The organism is Pseudomonas sp. W17, from assembly GCF_040268305.1.
Taxonomy (GTDB): Bacteria; Pseudomonadota; Gammaproteobacteria; order Pseudomonadales; family Pseudomonadaceae; genus Aquipseudomonas; species Aquipseudomonas protegens.
Genome location: NZ_CP158490.1, coordinates 1,967,689 through 1,986,315 on the forward strand (window position 1 = coordinate 1,967,689; position 18,627 = coordinate 1,986,315).

Below are 18,627 nucleotides of genomic sequence, written 5' to 3' on the forward strand. Positions count from 1 at the left end.
AGAGAAGCCGCCATGACCGCCATCGCTCGTATCACCCTGTTATCACTGGTCCTGGGGTTGAGCGCATGTACGGTCCATCGACCGGTGCCCACCAGCTCCGAGCCGATCCCGCCGACAGGGCCGAGCACACGCCCGGCCCCGTCCACGGCGCCGGGTACGCCCAGCGCGCCGATCCCCGCCGCCAAGCCCCTGCCACGCACTTCCGCCAGCTTCGCGCCGCCACCGGGCGGGCACAGCCATTGGGATGCGCGGTTGGGGGTCTATGTGCTGGATGACCAGAGCAACACCTTCTACCGCCAGCGCACCTACTACCGCTGGAACAATGGCTGGAGCCGCTCCATCAGCCCTGACGGGCCCTGGGAAGACACCGATATCCATGGTGTGCCCGCCGGGCTTGGTCACCAGTTCCAGTAACCCTGTCCGATAAGCGCAGAGGCGCAGGCCAGAGCCTGCGCCCGGGCTGGATTATTTAAGCCTCGGGATGCCTGGCCGATACAGCGGGGTGTCCCGAGTATCAGCCGTTGAGCGCCCGATGAAGAATGACCTGAACAAACCCTATTTCACGCCGATGGTGTTCTGGCTTGCGCTGATCTGTGTGCTGTTGCTGGTGTATGGCTTTGGCCCGGCCGAGGTGCCGGAGCTGATCTACCTGTCGCTGGAGCCGGTGTGCCTGCTGCTGGCATTCGTCTTCATGTACTACTTCTTCTGCTGGAGCCTGATTTCGGTCTTTCGCTTGGGCGAGATCGGCTGGAAGCGCGTGGACTACGCCTGGCTGCTGCTGGCGTCCCTGGCCCTGATCAGCGCCACCCAGGCGGTGCGCGTGGACTGGTTCCAGACCGACTACCAATTGGCGCAGCAGGCCCAGGCCGGGCTGCAGCGGCGCGTGGCCACGGAGATCGAGGATATGCTGGGCGTGGAGCACTGCAAGGCGGCCATCGCTCGCTACGAGCCCCAGGATGCGGCCCAGGTCAGCAGCCTGTGCGAGCGTTTTGCAGCGCTGGAGCGCACCGCGGACGGGCGCCTTTCGGCCTTGGCAGAGGCCAAGGTGCAGCAGGCGCTGGGGGATATCCGCGGCGAATACACGGCGGCTCCCATCCGCCAGTGGCTGCAGGGCTTGAGTGAAAGCCTCAAGGAACTGGAGCAGCAGCGGGCCGAGGTGCGGCGCCTGTACGGGTTGGTAACGGTCAGCGCTACCGAGAGGCTCTACAGCTACTTCGTGCCCTTGCTGCTGGTGATCGCCCTGGCATTGCGCGCCTCCAAGGTCACCGCCGAAGTGCTGCTCAAGGCACCACGGCGGCGCAAGCTGTGGCTGATCATCAACCGCCGCGTGGTCATCGATGGCCTGGGTTTTGCCCGTGGCGCCCGGGCTCGGCTGGATGAAGCCCTGGGCAATTGGCGGGTAGCCCGTTGGGGCGTGGTGCACCTGGGCTGCGACTTCATCGGCGCGCCCGGCCCCCAGGACACCCCGGTCCCGGTCACCCCGGGCTTCTATGAAAGTGAATTCCAATTGGCCAGCCTGGCCGACTTCGACAGCAGCGAGTTCGTCGAATGGGCCGCGACCCAGACCATCGACACTCTGTACCTGGTGGGGGAAACCGATGTCGGCCTGATCGGGCGCCTGCGGCTCTGGGGGGCGGCGGCCAATATCGAAGTCCTGGTGCGCGAACGCATCTGAGGCGCCCGCTCCTGTGCAGCTTGCCTGCCCGGGCAACTCCGGGCAGGGGCAAGGGCGCCGCGCCTTTTCCTCAGGCCCGGGCCGGGCGGCGGTTGTCCCGCACCAGCAGGAAACGCATCAAGGCCAGCAGCGGGAAGGCGCTGCCCACCAGCACGATGCCCAGCCAGCCGCCATGCTCGTACACCGCACTGGCAATCGAGGAGCCAAAGGCACCGCCGATGAAGATGCTGGTCATGTACAGCGCATTCAGGCGGCTGCGGCTGTGGGCGTCGAGGGCGTACACGGCGCGCTGGCCGAGCACCATGTTCATCTGCACGCAGAAATCCAGGACCACCCCGGTCACGGCCATGCCGATCACGCTGTAGGCCGGATGCACCAGGCTGGGGATGAAGCTCAGGGCCGCCAGCAGCATGGCCAGCAGTGAGGCGATGCGGGTATGGCCGGCATCTGCCAGGCGCCCGCTGATGGGCGCGGCGATGGCGCCGATGGCGCCCACCAGGGCAAAGATCGCGATCTGGCTTTGGCTCAGGCCGTGCTGGCGCGCCAGCTCCAGCGGTGCGGCGGTCCAGAACAGGCTGAAGGTGGCGAACAGGCAACCCTGGTAGAAGGCGCGCTGGCGCAGTACCGGTTGCTGGCGCAGCAAGTTGCCCAGGGAATGCAGCAGTTGGCCATAGGTGGCGCTGTGGGCCGGCTGGCGCTTGGGAATGGTGAGCATCAGCACCAGGCTGATGGCCGCCATCAGCAGCGCCGCGGCGATGAACATCGCCCGCCAGCCGAAGTGGTCGGCCACCACGCTGGACACCGGCCGGGCCAGGAGAATCCCCAGCAGCAGGCCGCCCATGATCCCGCCCACCACCCGGCCCCGGGTTTCCTCGGGGGCCAGGTGCGCGGCCAAGGGAATCAGGATCTGCACCGACACCGAACTGAAGCCGATCAACAGCGACACCAGGAGAAAGGCATTGGGCTGCTGGATAAAGGCCGCGCCCAGCAGGCTGGCAATCGCCACCAGGGTGGTGCAGATCATCAGCCGGCGGTTTTCCAGCAAATCGCCCAGGGGCACCAGGAAGAACAGGCCCAGGGCGTAGCCGATCTGGGTCAGCGACACGATCAGGCTGGCCAGGGCGCTGGACAGGCCGAGGTCCGGGGCAATCAGCTCGATGATCGGTTGGGCGTAGTAGATGTTGGCGACTATGGCCCCGCAGCAGAAGGCGAACAGCAGCACCATGCCTCGGGTCATTGTCGCGCTGCCGGTGGGCAGAGCCTGGGTCGTGGAATTCATTGGCGATCTCTGGGGCAAGCGCAAGGAGCGAGGTCGGCAAGCCACCGTGGCAAAGCGATGGAGCGGGCCGGGTGGCAAAGGTCAGCGATCGAATGATGAAGGCCCGTTGAGTACCGGGGCGTGTCGCTGTCGAGGGGCGATGATACATTTACTTACATCCTGTTCGATAGCATGCTCATGCTCCCCCGGGGCCTTGCAGTCGACTGACGGGCTCTGTGCACCCATTGCCTTGAGGAATCCGTTCCATGAATCGGTCTTTGCCTGGTTTGTTGTGCAACCTTCAATGCCTGGCCCTGGCGTTCCTGCTGGGCAGCACCGCGGCCCTGGCCCAGGATGCGCCGGGCATGCGCATTGGCGTACGCGGGGAAATCACCGGGGTCGGCGGCGACGTGGTGCGGGTACACGTCAACAGTGGGGAGAATGTCAGCATCGAGCTGACGCCCCAGACCCAGGTGCGTGCCGTGACCCTGGCCAATATCGAGGACATCAAGCCCGGTAGCTACATCGGCTCGGCGGCCATGCCCATGGCCGACGGCACCCTCAAGGCGCTGGAAGTGCATGTGTTTCCACCGCAGTTGGCCGGTACGGGTGATGGCCACCGGCCTTTCGACCTGGCCAAGGGCAGCAGCATGACCAACGGCAGCGTCGGCGACCTGGTGGTGAGCAACGGCCGCACCCTGACCGTCAACTACAAGGGCGGCCAGCAGAAGATCCTGGTGCCGGACGATGTGCCCATCGTCAACCTGACTCCCGGCGACCGCAGCCTGCTCAAGGTCGGGGTCAAGGTGGTGATGTTCGTTACCCAGAGCGATGACGGCAAACTCACCGCGCAGTCGATCTCCGCCGGTAAGGATGGGGTCGCGCCGCCGATGTAGGCCGCTGTTGCACGGGTTTGCCACCTGGCGGGTGGAGGCTTGCATTGCCAAATGTTGCTGCGCGCGGGTTGCAGTGGAAGTCGGCAAAGGCTTGGTTTACGGTTTCCGGTCGTTCAATGCGCCGGGAGTGCCTTATGGAAAAGTCGACGTTCAACCCAGCCAGTGTGTTCAATTCCCTGCAATACGGTTTCAGCCAGGCGGTGGAAGTGCGCGGTGGGCGGCGCCTGCTGCTTTCCGGCCAGGTGGGTGTGGATGAGCAGGAGCGCACCGTGGGCCCGGGCCTGCGGGAGCAGACCGAGCAGGCCTTTGACAATATCGAGCGGGTCCTGGCCGAGGCGGGTGGCCGGCTGGCGGATGTGGTGATGCTGCGGATCTACATCGCCGAAGCGGCCCGCGACCAGCAGGAACACATCAGCGCAGTCTTGCTCGAGCGCTTTGCCAGCCAGCCGCCGGCGTCTTCGTGGATCATCGTCAGCGGGCTGTCGCTGCCAGAGTGGCTGATCGAAGTCGAGGCGGAGGCGGTGCTGGAGGAGCGCCATCAGGTCGCCGAAGCGGCGCTGTTCACTCCGGCGCGAGCCCTCTGAGCGCCATGCCTGGGGCATAAAAAAAGCGACCCCGGAGGTCGCTTTTTTCATTCACCCGTTAGGGGTCACTTGGCGTTGGTGTAGATCTGGTCGAAGATCCCGCCGTCGTTGAAGTGGGTCTTCTGCACGCTGCGCCAGTCGCCGAAGGTCTTCTCCACCGAGAGGAAGTCGACTTTCGGGAAGCGATCGGTGTACTTGGCCAGCACTTTCGGGTCCCGTGGGCGCAGGTAGTTGTTGGCGGCGATTTCCTGGCCTTCCGGCGACCACAGGTACTTGAGGTACTCCTCGGCGGCGGCGCGGGTACCTTTCTTCTCTACCACCTTGTCCACCACCGATACCGGCGGCTCGGCTTCGGCGGACACACTCGGGTAGATCACCTCGAACTGATCGCGACCGAATTCGCGGGCGATCATTTCCGCCTCGTTCTCGAAGGTCACCAGCACGTCGCCAATCTGGTTGGTCATGAAGGTGGTGGTGGCGGCGCGGCCACCGGTGTCGAGCACCGGCGCCTGCTTGAACAGCTTGCCGACGAAGTCCTTGGCCTTGTTCTCATCGCCGCCGTTTTTGAGCACATAGCCCCAGGCCGAGAGGTAGGTGTAGCGGCCGTTACCCGAGGTCTTGGGGTTGGGCACTATCACCTGCACGCCGTCCTTGAGCAGGTCCGGCCAGTCCTTCAGGGCCTTGGGGTTGCCCTTGCGGACGATGAACACGGTGGCCGAGGTGAACGGCGCGCTGTTGTTCGGCAGGCGCGTTACCCAGTTGTCCGGCACCAGCTTGCCGTTGTCCGCCAGGGCGTTGATGTCGGTGGCCATGTTCATGGTGATGACATCCGCCGGCAGACCGTCGATCACCGAGCGCGCCTGTTTGCTGGACCCGCCGAAGGACATCTGCAGAGTGATGTTCTCGTTGTGCTCGGCTTTCCAGTGTTTCTGGAAGGCCGCGTTGTAATCCTTGTAGAAGTCGCGCATCACGTCGTAGGACACGTTGAGCAGGGTCGGTGCGGCCTGGGCGACGCTGCCCAGGGCCAGGCCGGCGGCCAGTAGCGAGGCGCTGAAGAGTTTTTTCACTGCACATTCCTTTTGTTCGAGAGTGAAGGCAATTTGCCGCCGACTATAGCCGGGGCGCTATATCTCTTTAAAGATTAAAAAGTACTTTGCTTATTTCAGTTTCTTGAACAGCGCATTGCCACAGCGAGAGCAGAAGGCGGCGGCCGGTTCGTGGCTGTTCTTGCGGCACACCGGGCAGTCGTGCTTGAGCTGCTCGCCGCGCATGGCGCTGGCCAGCTCCGCGGTGAAAATCCCGGTAGGCACGGCAATGATCGAGTAACCGGTGATCATCACCATGGACGAAATCATCTGGCCGATCACGGTCTTGGGCACGATATCGCCATAGCCCACGGTCGTCAGGGTAACGATGGCCCAGTAGATGCCCTTGGGGATACTGGTAAAGCCATGCTCCGGGCCTTCCACCACGTACATCAGGGTGCCGAACACCGTGACCAGGGTGCAGACGCTGAGCAGGAACACCAGGATCTTCTGTTTGCTGCCGCGCAGGGCATCGAGCAGGTAATGGGCCTGTTTCAGGTAGGGCGACAGCTTGAGCACGCGGAAGATCCGCAGCATGCGGATGATTCGAATGATCAACAGGTACTGGGCGTCGCTGTAGTACAGGGCGAGGATGCCGGGGACGATCGCCAGCAGGTCCACCAGGCCATAGAAGCTGAAGGCATAGCGCAGCGGCCGGGGGGAGCAGTACAGGCGCAGTCCGTACTCGATGGCGAAGATCAGGGTGAAGCCCCATTCGATGTAGGCCAGGACGTCGGCGTAGTTGCTGTGCACCTCATCAATGCTGTCGAGAATCACGATCACCAGGCTGGCGAGGATGATCAGCAGCAGGGTGCTGTCAAAGCGCCTCCCCGCCACCGTATCGGTCTGGAAGATCATTACGTAGAGGCGCTGCCGCCAGTTGTCGCTGTTGCCCATGGAAATCGCCTGAATCGAAAGTCAGCGAAGCCTAGGGGGATTTGCCGGGGGAGCGCAAGGCGTGTCGCCCCGCACGCTGCGGCCCAGCACTCGGTCGACGGTGTGCACCAGCCAGCAGGCCAGGACAAAGGGTGCGGTCAGGGGCGCAAGACCCAGGGCGACCAGCCCCGGGCTGATCAGCAGTGCCAGCAGCATCCCCAGCAGCGGCCGCCAGGGGGGCCGGGCCTGCTGGCCCAGGGCCAGGGCGACCAGGGCGCAGTTGTAGCCGCCCAGGCCCTGCAGGGCCTGGGCATGCTCTTGCTGCAGCAGGGCAAAGAGCAGGCCGCAGGCGGAGCCGAACAGGGCCCAGGCTGCCGCGCGGCGGCTGGCCAGCAGCAGGCCGAGCAGAATCAGCAGGCCGGCCAGGGGCTGGCCGAGGAACATGATCTGCCCCAGGCCCTGGAACAGCCCACCCAGCAGGTTCGCCAACGATAGCCCGGGCACGCCCTGGGTGGCCGCGGGCAGCGGCTCGATCAGGCTCAGCAGCAGCCAGCCGAGGCCGACGAAGGGCGCGGTGTAGGCCGGCAGGCTGGCGGGGTTGCGGGCACGTTTGAGCCATTGCTGGGTAATGATCGCGCTGAGGCCGCCGGCGGCGATGATCAGCGGCGGCAGCAATACCGACCAGGGCAGGTACAGGCCCAGCAGCAGGCCCAGCAATACGCCGTTGTAGCTGAACAGCCCGGCCTGGCGGTCGGCCTTGGCGTACCCCCGGCGTTGCGCGGTCAGCAGCCCGGCCAGGGCACCCAGCAGGGCAGCGCCGAGCAGCGCCGGGGCACTGACCAGGATCGCCAGCAGGCACAGCAGGCCGCACAGCGGATGGCGCTGGAGAAAGATCTGACTGAAGCCGTTAAGCAGGGCAGTGGCCCAGTCGGGGCAGAAGGCATTGAAAGACTGTGAAGGCATGATGCAAATCAGTGGGGCGGCCCCTGGGCGAGGGTTGCGCCGACCGCCCAGGCCTCCTCTGCGGGAGGCTCTGGCCGGTCAGCGGCGCCATGGGCTGCGGGTCAGAGAAGGGTTTCGACGCGCAACGAATTGGTGGTGCCCGGCTGGCCGAACGGCACACCGGTGGTGATCACCACGGTATCGCCGCGCTTGGCCAGGCCCTGGGCCTGGGCGATTTCCAGGGCCGTGGCACACACCTCGTCGACCTGGCGCAGCCGGTCGTTGACCACCGAATGCACGCCCCAGGCCACTGTCAGGCGGCGAGCAGTGGCAAGGTTCGGCGTCAGGTTGAGGATCGGCACCGAAGGCCGCTCGCGGGCGGCGCGCAGGGTCGAACTGCCGGATTCGCTGTAGTTCACCAGCACCGCCACTGGCAGGATGCTGCACACCCGGCGGATCGCGCAGCTGATGGCGTCCGAGACCGTGGCCTCGGCCTGGGGCCGGCTGACGTCCAGCTGGGCCTGGTAGTCCGGGCCGGTTTCCACCTGGCGGATGATCTTGCTCATCATCTGCACGGCCTCCAGCGGGTATTCGCCGGAAGCGGTTTCCGCCGACAGCATCACGGCGTCCGCGCCCTCGGCCACAGCGTTGGCGACGTCGGTGACCTCGGCCCGGGTCGGCGCAGGGGAGAAACGCATGGATTCGAGCATTTGGGTGGCCACCACCACCGGCTTGCCCAGCTGGCGGCAGGTGCTGATGATGTTTTTCTGGATCTGCGGCACGCTTTCTGCGGGTACTTCCACCCCCAGGTCGCCCCTGGCCACCATGATCGCGTCGCTCAGCTCGGCGATTTCCCGCAGTTGGGTGACGGCCGAAGGCTTCTCGATCTTGGCCATCAGGTAGGCCTTGTCGCCGATCAGCGCACGGGCTTCACGGATGTCTTCCGGGCGCTGCACGAAGGACAGGGCCACCCAGTCCACCCCCAGTTCCAGGCCGAAGCTCAGGTCGCGACGGTCCTTGGCCGTCAGCGGGCTGAGGTCGAGCACCGCCTGGGGCACGTTGACCCCCTTGCGGTCCGACAGCTCACCGCCATTGAGCACGGTGGTCTCGATGGCATCGGCGTGCTTGGCGATCACCCGCAGGCGCAGCTTGCCGTCGTCCAGCAGCAGGTCCATGCCCGGCTCCAGGGCGGCGATGATCTCCGGGTGCGGCAGGCTGACCCGCTGGGCGTTGCCCGGGGTCGCGTCGAGGTCCAGGCGCAGGGCCTGGCCGCGCACCAGTTGCACCTTGCCCTCGGCGAAGGTGCCGACCCGCAGCTTCGGCCCTTGCAGGTCCATGAGGATACCCAGGGGGTAGTTCAGTTCGCGCTCTACCTGGCGGATCCACTCGTAGCGCTGGGCGTGGTCGGCATGGGCGCCGTGGCTGAAGTTGAGCCGGAAGATGTTCACCCCGGCTTGTACCAGCTCACGGATGTCCTCGATGCCGTCGATGGCCGGGCCCAGGGTGGCGAGGATTTTGACCTTCTTGTCAGGCGTCATGTTTGGGGGTCTCGAGAATCAGGATGGCGCGGAAGTCGTTGACGTTGGTGCGGGTCGGCTCGGTGACGATCAGGTCCCCCAGCGCCGCGAAGTAGCCATAGCCGTTGTTGTTGTCCAGCTCGTCGCTGGCGCTCAGGCCCAGGGCCGCGGCGCGGGCGTAGCTGTCCGGGGTCATGATGGCCCCGGCATTGTCCTCGGAACCGTCGATGCCGTCAGTGTCGCCGGCCAGGGCATAGATGCCCGGGTAGCCCTTGAGGCTGTCGGTGAGGCTCAGGAGGAACTCCGCGTTGCGCCCGCCACGGCCATTGCCGCGCACGGTGACCGTGGTTTCACCGCCGGAGAGGATCACGCAGGGCGCCGCCAGGGGCTGGCCGTGCAGGGCGACCTGACGGGCGATGCCGGCGTGGACCTTGGCCACCTCCCGGGATTCGCCCTCCAGGTCGCCGAGGATCAGAGGGCTGAAGCCGGCCTGGCGAGCCTTCACGGCCGCCGCCTCAAGGGACTGCTGGGGCCGGGCGATCAGCTGGAAGTGGCTGCGCGCCAGGCACGGGTCACCGGGCTTGACGGTTTCCGACTCGGGGCTCTGCAGCCAGCTGCGGACCGCGGCCGGTACGTCGATGCCATAGCGCTTGAGAATCGCCAGGGCCTCGGCCGAGGTGCTGGGGTCGGCCACGGTGGGGCCGGAGGCGATGACCGTGGCCAGGTCGCCGGGTACATCGGAAATCGCATAGGTGTAGACCGTGGCCGGCCAGCAGGCCTTGGCCAGGCGTCCACCCTTGATCGCCGAGAGGTGCTTGCGCACGCAGTTCATCTCGCCGATGGTGGCGCCGGATTTGAGCAGGGCCTTGTTGATGGCCTGCTTGTCCACCAGGGTGATGCCGGCGGCTGGCAGGGCCAGCAGCGCCGAACCGCCACCGGACAGCAGGAAGATCACCCGATCCTGTTCCGACAGGTTGCTGACCAGTTCCAGCACGCGCTTGGCCACGGCCAGGCCGGCGGCGTCGGGTACCGGGTGGGCGGCTTCGACCACTTCGATCTTGCTGCAGGGGGCGCCGTGGCCGTAGCGGGTAACCACCAGCCCGGAGACTTCGCCCTGCCAGCTGCGCTCGACCACCTGGGCCATGGCCGCGGCGGCCTTGCCGGCGCCGATGACGATGACGCGGCCGCTGCGGTCGCTGGGGAGATGGTCTTGCAGAACCTGTTGCGGGTGGGCGGCGTCGATGGCTGTGGAGAACAGCTCACGGAGGAATTTTTGCGGATCGACCGACATGGCGGGCTCCCGGATTTCTTGTTATGGGGGGCTTGAAACGGGTGTAGCCGCCACCTCAGGCGGCGGCAAGGTCAGCAGGGCCTGTCCCTGGCCCGCCGTGAGGCGTTTCCTGCGAACCTTGGCGCAGCCTGCGGCAGCGGCTACGGATGCTGCTTATTTCTTCTCGCGGATCGAGAAGTTGGCCATGTGCTCCAGGCCCTTGATCAGGGCCGAGTGGTCCCAGTTGGCGCCACCGATGGCGGTGCAGGTGCTGAACACTTGCTGGGTGTTGGCGGTGTTGGGCAGGTTGATGCCCAGCTCGCGGGCACCGCTCAGGGCCAGGTTCAGGTCCTTCTGGTGCAGGTTGATGCGGAAGCCCGGGTCGAAGGTGCCCTTGATCATCCGCTCGCCGTGCACTTCGAGGATCTTCGAGGAAGCGAAGCCACCCATCAGTGCTTCACGCACCTTGGCCGGGTCGGCGCCGTTCTTCGAGGCGAACAGCAGGGCTTCGGCCACGGCCTGGATGTTCAGGGCGACGATGATCTGGTTGGCCACCTTGGCAGTCTGGCCGTCACCGTTGCCACCCACCAGGGTGATGTTCTTGCCCATGCTCTGGAACAGCGGCAGGGCACGTTCGAAGGCCTGGCTGTCGCCACCGACCATGATGCTCAGGGTGGCGGCCTTGGCCCCGACTTCACCGCCGGACACCGGGGCGTCCAGGTACTGGGCGCCGGTTTCGTTGATCTTGGCGGCGAAGGCCTTGGTAGCGGTGGGCGAGATCGAGCTCATGTCGATGACGATCTTGCCCTTGCCGATCCCGGCGGCCACGCCGTCGGCGCGCAGCAGCACGTCTTCGACCTGGGGGGTATCGGGGACCATGATGATGACGAACTCGGCTTCCTGGGCGACGTCCCGGGGTGAGGCCAGGGCGATGGCGCCGGCGGCGATCAGGTCGGCCGGAGCCTTGCCGTGGTGTTCCGAGAGCAGCAGGCTGTGACCGGCCTTCTGCAGGTTGGCGGCCATTGGGTGGCCCATGATGCCGGTGCCGATAAATCCGATTTTAGCCATGATAAAAATCCTCTATTCAACGGGACCTTGTGGGCGCTGGCTGGCCAGCGAAGGCGGTCTTGCGGGCCTCTTCGCCGGCAAGCCGGCTCCTACGCAGGTACAGGTTCAGATTGCGTTGTGGGTTTTCAGCCAGCCAAGGCCGGCTTCAGTGGTGGTCAGCGGCTTGTACTCGCAACCGACCCAGCCCTGGTAACCGATGCGGTCCAGGTGCTCGAAGAGGAAGCGGTAGTTGATCTCGCCGGTGCCCGGCTCGTTGCGCCCGGGGTTGTCCGCCAGCTGGATGTGGTTGATCTGGCCCAGGTGGTTGGCCATGGTCCGCGCCAGGTCTCCCTCCATGATCTGCATGTGATAGATGTCGTATTGCAGGTACAGGTTGTCGCTGCCCACCTGCTCGCGAATCGACAGCGCCTGGGCGGTATTGTTGAGGTAGAAGCCGGGAATGTCGCGGGTGTTTATGGCTTCCATCACCAGCTTGATGCCCACGGCCTGGAGCTTGTCGGCGGCGTACTTGAGGTTGGCGACCAAGGTCTTTTCCACCAGGGCTTCATCGGCGCCCTGTGGGCGGATGCCTGCCAGGCAGTTGATCTGGGTATTGCCCAGGACCTGGGCGTAGGCAATGGCCAGGTCGACCCCGGCGCGGAACTCCTCGACCCGGTCGGGCAGGCAGGCGATACCGCGTTCACCCTTGGCCCAGTCGCCGGCCGGCAGGTTGAACAGCACCTGGCTCAGGCCGTGGGCGTCAAGCTGCGCCTTGATTTCGGCAGAGCTGAATTCGTAGGGGAACAGATATTCGACGCCGCTGAAGCCGGCATCGGCGGCCGCCTTGAAGCGGGCGAGGAAGTCCTGTTCGGTGAACAGCATGGACAGGTTGGCAGCAAAGCGCGGCATGGTGGTCTCCTGTGGTTCGGTCAAGCCTGGGGCTGGCGCCAGGGGGCGGGCGGCCCGCGCGCAACCTCTGGCGGGAGATTGCGCGCGTGGCCCGGCCGGTGCCAGCGGCCAGGGGTATCAGTCGAGCAGGGAAATCGCGGTAGGGGCGTCGTTGCCCACCAGCGCCAGGTCTTCGAACTCGTTGACCGCGTTGATTTCGGTGCCCATGGAAATGTTGGTCACGCGCTCCAGGATGATTTCCACCACCACCGGTACCTTGAAGGTCTGGAGCATTTCCTGGGCCTGGCGCAGGGCCGGCTGGATGTCCTTGGGTTCGAACACCCGCAGGGCCTTGCAACCCAGGCCTTCGGCAACGGCCACGTGGTCGACGCCATAGCCGTTGAGTTCCGGTGCGTTGAGGTTGTCGAAGGACAGCTGCACGCAGTAGTCCATGTCGAAACCGCGCTGGGCCTGGCGGATCAGCCCCAGGTAGGAGTTGTTCACCACCACGTGGATGTACGGCAGGTTGAACTGCGCGCCCACCGCCAGTTCTTCGATCATGAACTGGAAGTCGTAGTCGCCGGACAGCGCCACCACCTGGCGGTTCGGGTCGGCCTTGACCACGCCCAGGGCAGCGGGGATGGTCCAGCCCAGCGGGCCGGCCTGGCCGCAGTTGATCCAGTGGCGTGGCTTGTAGACGTGGAGGAACTGCGCGCCGGCAATCTGCGACAGGCCGATGGTGCTGACGTAGCAGGTGTCCTTGCCGAATACCTGGTTCATTTCTTCGTACACGCGCTGCGGCTTGACCGGCACGTTGTCGAAGTGGGTCTTGCGGTGCAGGCTGGCCTTGCGCTGCTGGCAGTCATGCAGCCAGGCGCTGCGATCCTTGAGCTTGCCGGCGGTCTGCCATTCGCGGGCCACTTCCAGCAATACGGTCAGGGCGCTGCCAGCATCGGAAACGATGCCCAGGTCCGGGGTGAAGACACGGCCGATCTGGGTCGGTTCGATGTCCACGTGGATGAACTTGCGGCCTTCGGTGTAGACGTCCACCGAGCCGGTGTGGCGGTTGGCCCAGCGGTTGCCGATGCCCAGCACGGTGTCGGACTTGAGCAGGGTGGCATTGCCGTAGCGATGGGAGGTCTGCAGGCCGACCATGCCCACCATCTGTGGGTGATCGTCAGGGATGGTGCCCCAGCCCATCAGGGTCGGGATCACCGGAATGCCGGTCAGCTCGGCGAACTCCACCAGCAGCTCGCTGGCGTCGGCGTTGATCACGCCGCCACCGGCCACCAGCAATGGACGTTCGGCCTGGTCCAGCAGGGCCAGAACCTTTTCCGCCTGCAGGCGGGTCGCCGCCGGCTTGGCCAGGGGCAGGGGCTGGTAGGCGTCGATGTCGAATTCGATTTCCGCCATCTGCACGTCGAACGGCAGGTCGATCAGCACCGGGCCGGGACGGCCGGAGCGCATTTCATAAAAGGCTTTCTGGAAGGCGTAGGGCACCTGGCCCGGTTCCAGCACGGTGGTGGCCCACTTGGTCACCGGCTTGACGATGCTGGTGATGTCCACGGCCTGGAAGTCTTCCTTGTGCAGGCGGGCGCGGGGGGCCTGACCGGTAATGCAGAGAATCGGGATGGAGTCGGCCGAGGCGCTGTACAGGCCGGTGACCATGTCGGTGCCGGCGGGGCCCGAAGTACCGATGCACACGCCGATGTTACCGGCCTTGGTGCGGGTGTAGCCCTCGGCCATGTGCGAGGCGCCTTCGACGTGGCGAGCGAGCACGTGATCGATGCCACCGACCTTCTGCAGCGCGGAATACAGCGGGTTGATGGCGGCACCTGGGATGCCAAAAGCGGTATCGACCCCTTCACGGCGCATCACCAGAACGGCGGCTTCGATTGCTCTCATTTTGCTCATGGTTTTGTGCCTCTTGCGTTTTGTAATTGTATACAAGTGGTTTTGCGCAAAGTGTATTCACGGCGGATGGCGCAGGTCAATCCATTTTCTTGAGCGGCAGCGGCTTTCATCAAAGCCCCGATAAACCGGCGTCCTTTTGTCGCAGGGGCTGCCTTTCGCGAATTATTGTATACAAAAAATAAATTCATTGTGTTCTATTTGTTGTATCGGACTTCTCCTACAAGAAGCTTCCCCAGGCTTTCTCAATAACAAGATAAGGACGGCACCCATGAGCGCTTTAACCTTGAAAGTCGCAGTCAACCTGGCCAACCAGGCCATCAACGCGGGGCGCAAGATCAATGCGGCGCCGCTGACCATCGCGGTGCTGGATGCCGGCGGGCACCTGGTGACCCTGCAACGGGAGGACGGCGCCAGCCTGCTGCGCCCGCAGATCGCCATCGGCAAGGCCTGGGGAGCGGTGGCCCTGGGCAAGGGCTCGCGCCTGCTGGCCCTGGATGCGCAGCAGCGTCCGGCCTTCATCGGCGCATTGAACGGTCTGGGGCAGGGCAGCGTGGTGCCTGCGCCGGGCGGGGTGTTGATTCGGGATCAGGCGGGGGCAGTGATGGGGGCGATCGGCATCAGTGGCGATACCTCGGACATCGATGAGCAGTGCGCCATCAGCGCGATCGAAGCCCAGGGCCTGGCGGCGGACGCCGGCGTCAGCGCGTAGCCCTCGACCTCGCGGGCCCGGCCTGTAGCCACTGCCGAGTCCGCGAGGCTGCGAAAAGCCGCGCAGTATCTTGATTGAAACTATTGCGCCCTTGCGGGCCGGGAAACAAACCAGAGAGTACCGAAACGCTATCAGCGATCCAGTTCACAGCCCTTGAGCACCAGACGGATGATGGTCTGCGCCGCAGCTTCGTAGTCGTCTTCGTCGAGCTTGGTCTTGCCGGTGACCACCGAGATCTGCCAGTCGAAGTCGGCGTAGGTCTGGGTCGCGGCCCAGATGCTGAACATCAGGTGGTTGGGGTCGAGCGGGGCGATCAGGCCGCGATCGATCCAGGTCTGGATGCACTCGATGTTGTGCTTGGCCTGGGCGTTGAGCTGTTCCACCTGGTCCGGGCTCAGGTGCGGTGCGCCATGCATGATCTCGCTGGCAAAGACCTTGGAAGCGAACGGCAGGTCGCGGGAGATGCGGATCTTCGAGCGGATGTAGCCGCTGAGCACTTCGCTGGGCACGCCATCGGCATTGAACGGGGTGGAGGCCTGGAGGATGGGTTCGATGATGCTTTCCAGCACCTCGCGATAGAGGTTTTCCTTGGACTTGAAGTAGTAGTAGACGTTGGGTTTGGGCAACCCGGCCTTGGCGGCGATGTCGCTGGTCTTGGTCGCCGCAAAGCCCTTGTCGGCAAACTCTTCACTGGCGGCCCGCAGGATCAGTTCTTTATTGCGCTCGCGGATGGTGCTCATAAACCAGGGGATTCCTTGCCTGTTCGGGCGGTTGCGCATGGTAGCACCGGCGTCGCGCGAGGCTCAAGAATGCCCGGCGGCTGCGGTTCTCCTGCTTCTGGCATCTCGCTTGTGCTGCCAGCGGCACGGTATGCTGCGCGCCTTATTTCCATGCAGGGAAGCCAGGTTCATGGCCGGAAGCAGTTTGCTGGTGTTGATCGATGACATCGCCGCGGTACTCGATGACGTGGCCTTGATGACCAAGATGGCGGCGAAGAAGACCGCCGGTGTGCTGGGCGACGACCTCGCGCTCAATGCCCAGCAGGTCTCCGGGGTCCGCGCCGAGCGGGAAATCCCGGTGGTCTGGGCGGTGGCCAAGGGGTCGTTTCGCAACAAGCTGATCCTGGTGCCGGCGGCGCTGGCCATCAGCGCCCTGGCGCCGTGGCTGGTTACCCCGCTGCTGATGCTGGGTGGCGCCTACCTGTGTTTCGAGGGCTTCGAGAAGCTGGCGCACAAATACCTGCACCACGCCGAAGTGGCGGCCGAACATACCCAGACCCTGCAAGCCCTGGCCGACCCCCAGGTGGATCTGGTGGCTTTCGAGAAGGACAAGATCAAGGGGGCGGTGCGCACCGATTTCATCCTTTCCGCGGAAATCATCGCCATCACCCTGGGCACCGTGGCCGGGGCCTCCCTGACCCAGCAGGTGGTGGTGCTCTCGGGTATCGCCATTGTCATGACCGTCGGCGTCTACGGCCTGGTGGCCGGCATCGTCAAGCTCGATGACCTGGGGCTGTGGCTGGTGCACAAGCCCGCTGCCCTGGCCAAACGCATCGGTGGGGCGATCCTGCGGGCAGCGCCGCTGATGATGAAGAGCCTGTCGGTGATCGGTACGGCGGCGATGTTCATGGTCGGCGGCGGCATCCTGACCCACGGTGTGCCCGCCGTGCACCACCTGATAGAAGGGCTGGCCGAGCGCAGCGCCGGGGTCATAGGCCCGGTATCGGCGTTGATGCCGACCCTGCTCAATGCCGTGGCCGGGATCATTGCCGGTGCCGTGGTGCTGCTGGCGGTCACCCTGGCGGGCAAGGCCTGGCGCGCACTGCGCGGCTGACGGGCGCTCAGCCCGCTGCCGGCACCGGGGTCGGCAGCGCGGCCGCTTGTTGCTGGCGGCACCAGCGGCGCCAGGTGAACTGCAGTTGCAGGATCGCCGCCCGGGCCATCTCCCGGGCTTGCAGGGGCAGGTCGCGCTCGCCATCCAGGGCCTTGATCAGGGCCGCCGAGACCGCATCCAGCTGTTCGCTGCGGTTGGCGCTGGGGCCGCCGTGCCTGAGCAGCGTCGCCAGGTGCGCGAGATAATGCTCGCATTCCGTGGCCAGGGTGCCCCGGGCCGGGTCCAGGCAACTGCGCAATTGCAGCAGCTCATCTCCCAGGTCCAGCCCCAGCAGGCCGTTGTCCCAGTGACTGCGGCGGTTCTCGGGCTGCATCTGCCAATACCGCGACACCCGGATCAGCCGATCGGCCATGCGCCCGCCGAACCAGCTTTCGGCCTGCTCCGGCGGGCGTGAGGTGAGCTGCGCCAGATCGAACAGCGAAGCCTTGAACATCCGCCGGTAGTGCTGCTCGCCCGGGTTGAGGCTGACCAGGCGCAGCACCACCACGGCGATGCCGACACCGATCAGGGTGGCCATGGCCTTGTTCAGGAACGCCCCGAGGTCGTAGCTCATCAGGTTGCTGGGGCCGACGTTGTTGACGAAAAAGATGCAGAACGCCGAGGCGACGGGCGCGAGCTTCGGTCGGCTCATGCACAGCGAAGCGCAGAACAGCGGCACTGCCAGCCCCAGGCACAGCAGGGGAAAACCGTCCCAGCCCGGCAGCAGGCCAAGGCCGACGAAGGCCGCCACGGGAATGGACAGGGCAATGCCCTTGAAGAAATTCAGGCAGGACGCGGCAGGGTTCTCACGCCCGGCGAACAGGCTCAGCACCACGCCACAGATGGAGACGGCCCCCAGCCCCGAGGGCCAGGCGGACAGCAGCCAGAAGCCGGCGACGGCGAGAAAGGCCAGGGCGCTGCGCAAGCCTCCCAGCACCCCTTGCTGGATATCCCGGTGCCAGGACAGGGCGCCGGGAGCGCCGGGCGGGACCCGGCCCTGTTCCACGGCGCTGACACTCAGGGCGCTCTGTTCCACCCGCTCCAGTACCTGGGCCAGTTGCACCAGGCACAGATGGCCTGCGGCGGACAGCGAAGGGTCCTGCAGTGCCTGTTGCAGGCGCTGGAGCAAGGGCGGCAGGGCGGCGTCATGTTCGGCCTGCAGGGCCTGGATGGTCTCGCCGAGCAAGGGTTGGAGTTGCTGCGCGGTGGCGGCGTCGAGCATCTGCCGTTGCCGCGCCACGCCGCGGGCGGACCGGAGCAAGCCCAGCAGGTCGCGGCTCAGCACCCGCAGCGCCTGGGAGCGACGGCGCCCCTGCGGGCCTTCGAACCAGGCGTGATCGCGTTGGGCATCCACGGTGACGATACGCCCCAGGGCTTCCAGCAGCCCCTTGCGCTGGTCTTCCCCCAGCAGCTCCGAGGCTGCGGCCTGGCGCCCGGCCAGCCAGGCGGCGCGGCCCTGGACCGCCAGCGCCTGTTCCACCCGGCGCGGCCAGAGCAGTTGGCTGGCCACGGCGGCGCAGATGATCCCCAGGCCGATTTCCGAACAGCGCGCCACTGCCTGGTCGAACACCTGCAAGGGCGCTGCGGTGGCGGGCAGGGCGATGATGGCAGTGGTGTAGCCCGCCAGTACGAAACCGTAGGCTGCGTGGTTGCGCAGCAGCGAGGCGCCGGTGGTGCAGAAGGCCAGCCACAGGGCCATGGCCAGCAGGAACAGCAGGGGCGCCTGGCCCAGGGTAGCGATCAGCAATATCGACACCACGGCCCCCACCAGGGTGCCCAACAGGCGGTAGGCGCCCTTGGCCAGGACCATGCCGCTGCTGGACTGGCTGACGATGAACACCGTGGTCAGGGCCCATTGCGGTTGTTCGAAATCCAGGCGGAACGCCAGGTACAGGGCCAGGCCGCCGGCAATCAGGTTGCGCGCGGCGAACAGCAGGTCGGCAGGGGCAGGGGCGAAGAGGGCTTGCCAGATATCGGCGCGGAAAAAGGTCGGCAGTTTCATCTTTCAGATACATCGATAGCTAGCTAATGATTAGCATCGTATCTATTTTGCCAGGGTGTGCCAATCGGCTTTTCAACGAGCGGGGAGGAAGG

At 65.5% G+C, this 18,627-nt stretch carries 17 protein-coding genes; 6 read left to right on the top strand and 11 right to left on the bottom strand.

The annotated features are described in order from the left end of the window. The first annotated feature begins 12 nt into the window (after positions 1-12). A complete protein-coding gene (locus ABCR88_RS09120; RefSeq protein ID WP_123430243.1) occupies positions 13-414 on the top strand; it encodes a hypothetical protein in 402 nt (133 codons plus the stop codon). Between the two features lie 118 nt (positions 415-532). Further along, a complete protein-coding gene (locus ABCR88_RS09125) occupies positions 533-1,675 on the top strand; it encodes a hypothetical protein (RefSeq protein ID WP_350404446.1) in 1,143 nt (380 codons plus the stop codon). Between the two features lie 70 nt (positions 1,676-1,745). Here ABCR88_RS09125 and ABCR88_RS09130 read toward each other — a convergent pair whose 3' ends face one another. Further along, positions 1,746-2,954, bottom strand: a complete 1,209-nt coding sequence (locus ABCR88_RS09130; RefSeq protein ID WP_041116710.1) for an MFS transporter — start codon at positions 2,952-2,954, stop codon at positions 1,746-1,748. A 245-nt stretch (positions 2,955-3,199) separates the two neighbouring features. Between ABCR88_RS09130 and ABCR88_RS09135 the strand changes: the two genes are divergently transcribed. Together ABCR88_RS09135 and ABCR88_RS09140 are read left to right on the top strand one after the other, a co-directional pair. Further along, on the top strand, positions 3,200-3,829 hold the full coding sequence (locus ABCR88_RS09135; protein WP_041116712.1) for a hypothetical protein: 630 nt from the start codon (positions 3,200-3,202) through the stop codon (positions 3,827-3,829). Between the two features lie 134 nt (positions 3,830-3,963). Beyond that, positions 3,964-4,413, top strand: coding sequence for a Rid family hydrolase (locus ABCR88_RS09140; protein WP_350404447.1), 450 nt, complete (start codon positions 3,964-3,966; stop codon positions 4,411-4,413). Between the two features lie 65 nt (positions 4,414-4,478). Here the strand turns inward: ABCR88_RS09140 and ABCR88_RS09145 are convergent, their stop codons facing one another. The 8 genes from ABCR88_RS09145 to gcl form a co-directional block, all read right to left on the bottom strand. Then, positions 4,479-5,480, bottom strand: a complete 1,002-nt coding sequence (locus tag ABCR88_RS09145) for a sulfate ABC transporter substrate-binding protein (protein ID WP_011060028.1) — start codon at positions 5,478-5,480, stop codon at positions 4,479-4,481. A 90-nt stretch (positions 5,481-5,570) separates the two neighbouring features. Continuing rightward, complete coding sequence (locus ABCR88_RS09150) at positions 5,571-6,395, bottom strand: ion transporter (protein ID WP_041116716.1); 825 nt, start codon at positions 6,393-6,395, stop codon at positions 5,571-5,573. 21 nt (positions 6,396-6,416) lie between these two features. Beyond that, the gene (locus ABCR88_RS09155; RefSeq protein WP_325985693.1) at positions 6,417-7,337 is read right to left on the bottom strand and encodes an urea transporter; all 921 of its coding nucleotides are present in this window, start codon (positions 7,335-7,337) and stop codon (positions 6,417-6,419) included. Between the two features lie 101 nt (positions 7,338-7,438). Beyond that, entirely contained in the window at positions 7,439-8,854 is a 1,416-nt protein-coding gene (gene pyk, locus ABCR88_RS09160; RefSeq protein ID WP_047284607.1) for a pyruvate kinase, read from the bottom strand. Further along, positions 8,844-10,124, bottom strand: coding sequence for a glycerate kinase (locus ABCR88_RS09165; protein WP_337153733.1), 1,281 nt, complete (start codon positions 10,122-10,124; stop codon positions 8,844-8,846). Before ABCR88_RS09165 ends, pyk begins: the two co-directional genes overlap by 11 nt. A 153-nt stretch (positions 10,125-10,277) precedes the next feature. Beyond that, positions 10,278-11,171: a 2-hydroxy-3-oxopropionate reductase gene (locus tag ABCR88_RS09170; protein ID WP_011060033.1), complete on the bottom strand. Its 894-nt coding sequence runs from the start codon at positions 11,169-11,171 to the stop codon at positions 10,278-10,280. Between the two features lie 105 nt (positions 11,172-11,276). After that, positions 11,277-12,059, bottom strand: a complete 783-nt coding sequence (hyi, locus tag ABCR88_RS09175) for a hydroxypyruvate isomerase (RefSeq protein WP_011060034.1) — start codon at positions 12,057-12,059, stop codon at positions 11,277-11,279. 117 nt (positions 12,060-12,176) lie between these two features. Beyond that, positions 12,177-13,952: a glyoxylate carboligase gene (gene gcl, locus ABCR88_RS09180; protein WP_015634658.1), complete on the bottom strand. Its 1,776-nt coding sequence runs from the start codon at positions 13,950-13,952 to the stop codon at positions 12,177-12,179. Positions 13,953-14,220: 268 nt separating this feature from the next. Between gcl and ABCR88_RS09185 the strand changes: the two genes are divergently transcribed. Beyond that, a complete protein-coding gene (locus ABCR88_RS09185) occupies positions 14,221-14,661 on the top strand; it encodes a heme-binding protein (protein ID WP_015634659.1) in 441 nt (146 codons plus the stop codon). A 131-nt stretch (positions 14,662-14,792) separates the two neighbouring features. On the opposite strand, the gene ABCR88_RS09190 is transcribed toward ABCR88_RS09185, so the two are convergent. Continuing rightward, positions 14,793-15,401, bottom strand: a complete 609-nt coding sequence (locus ABCR88_RS09190; protein ID WP_041116727.1) for a TetR/AcrR family transcriptional regulator — start codon at positions 15,399-15,401, stop codon at positions 14,793-14,795. A gap of 169 nt (positions 15,402-15,570) precedes the next feature. On the opposite strand from ABCR88_RS09190, the gene ABCR88_RS09195 reads away from it, so the two are divergent. Further along, a complete protein-coding gene (locus ABCR88_RS09195; protein WP_011060038.1) occupies positions 15,571-16,494 on the top strand; it encodes a DUF808 domain-containing protein in 924 nt (307 codons plus the stop codon). Between the two features lie 7 nt (positions 16,495-16,501). Here ABCR88_RS09195 and ABCR88_RS09200 read toward each other — a convergent pair whose 3' ends face one another. Then, the gene (locus ABCR88_RS09200) at positions 16,502-18,535 is read right to left on the bottom strand and encodes an FUSC family protein (protein WP_325985695.1); all 2,034 of its coding nucleotides are present in this window, start codon (positions 18,533-18,535) and stop codon (positions 16,502-16,504) included. Positions 18,536-18,627 lie beyond the last annotated feature (92 nt).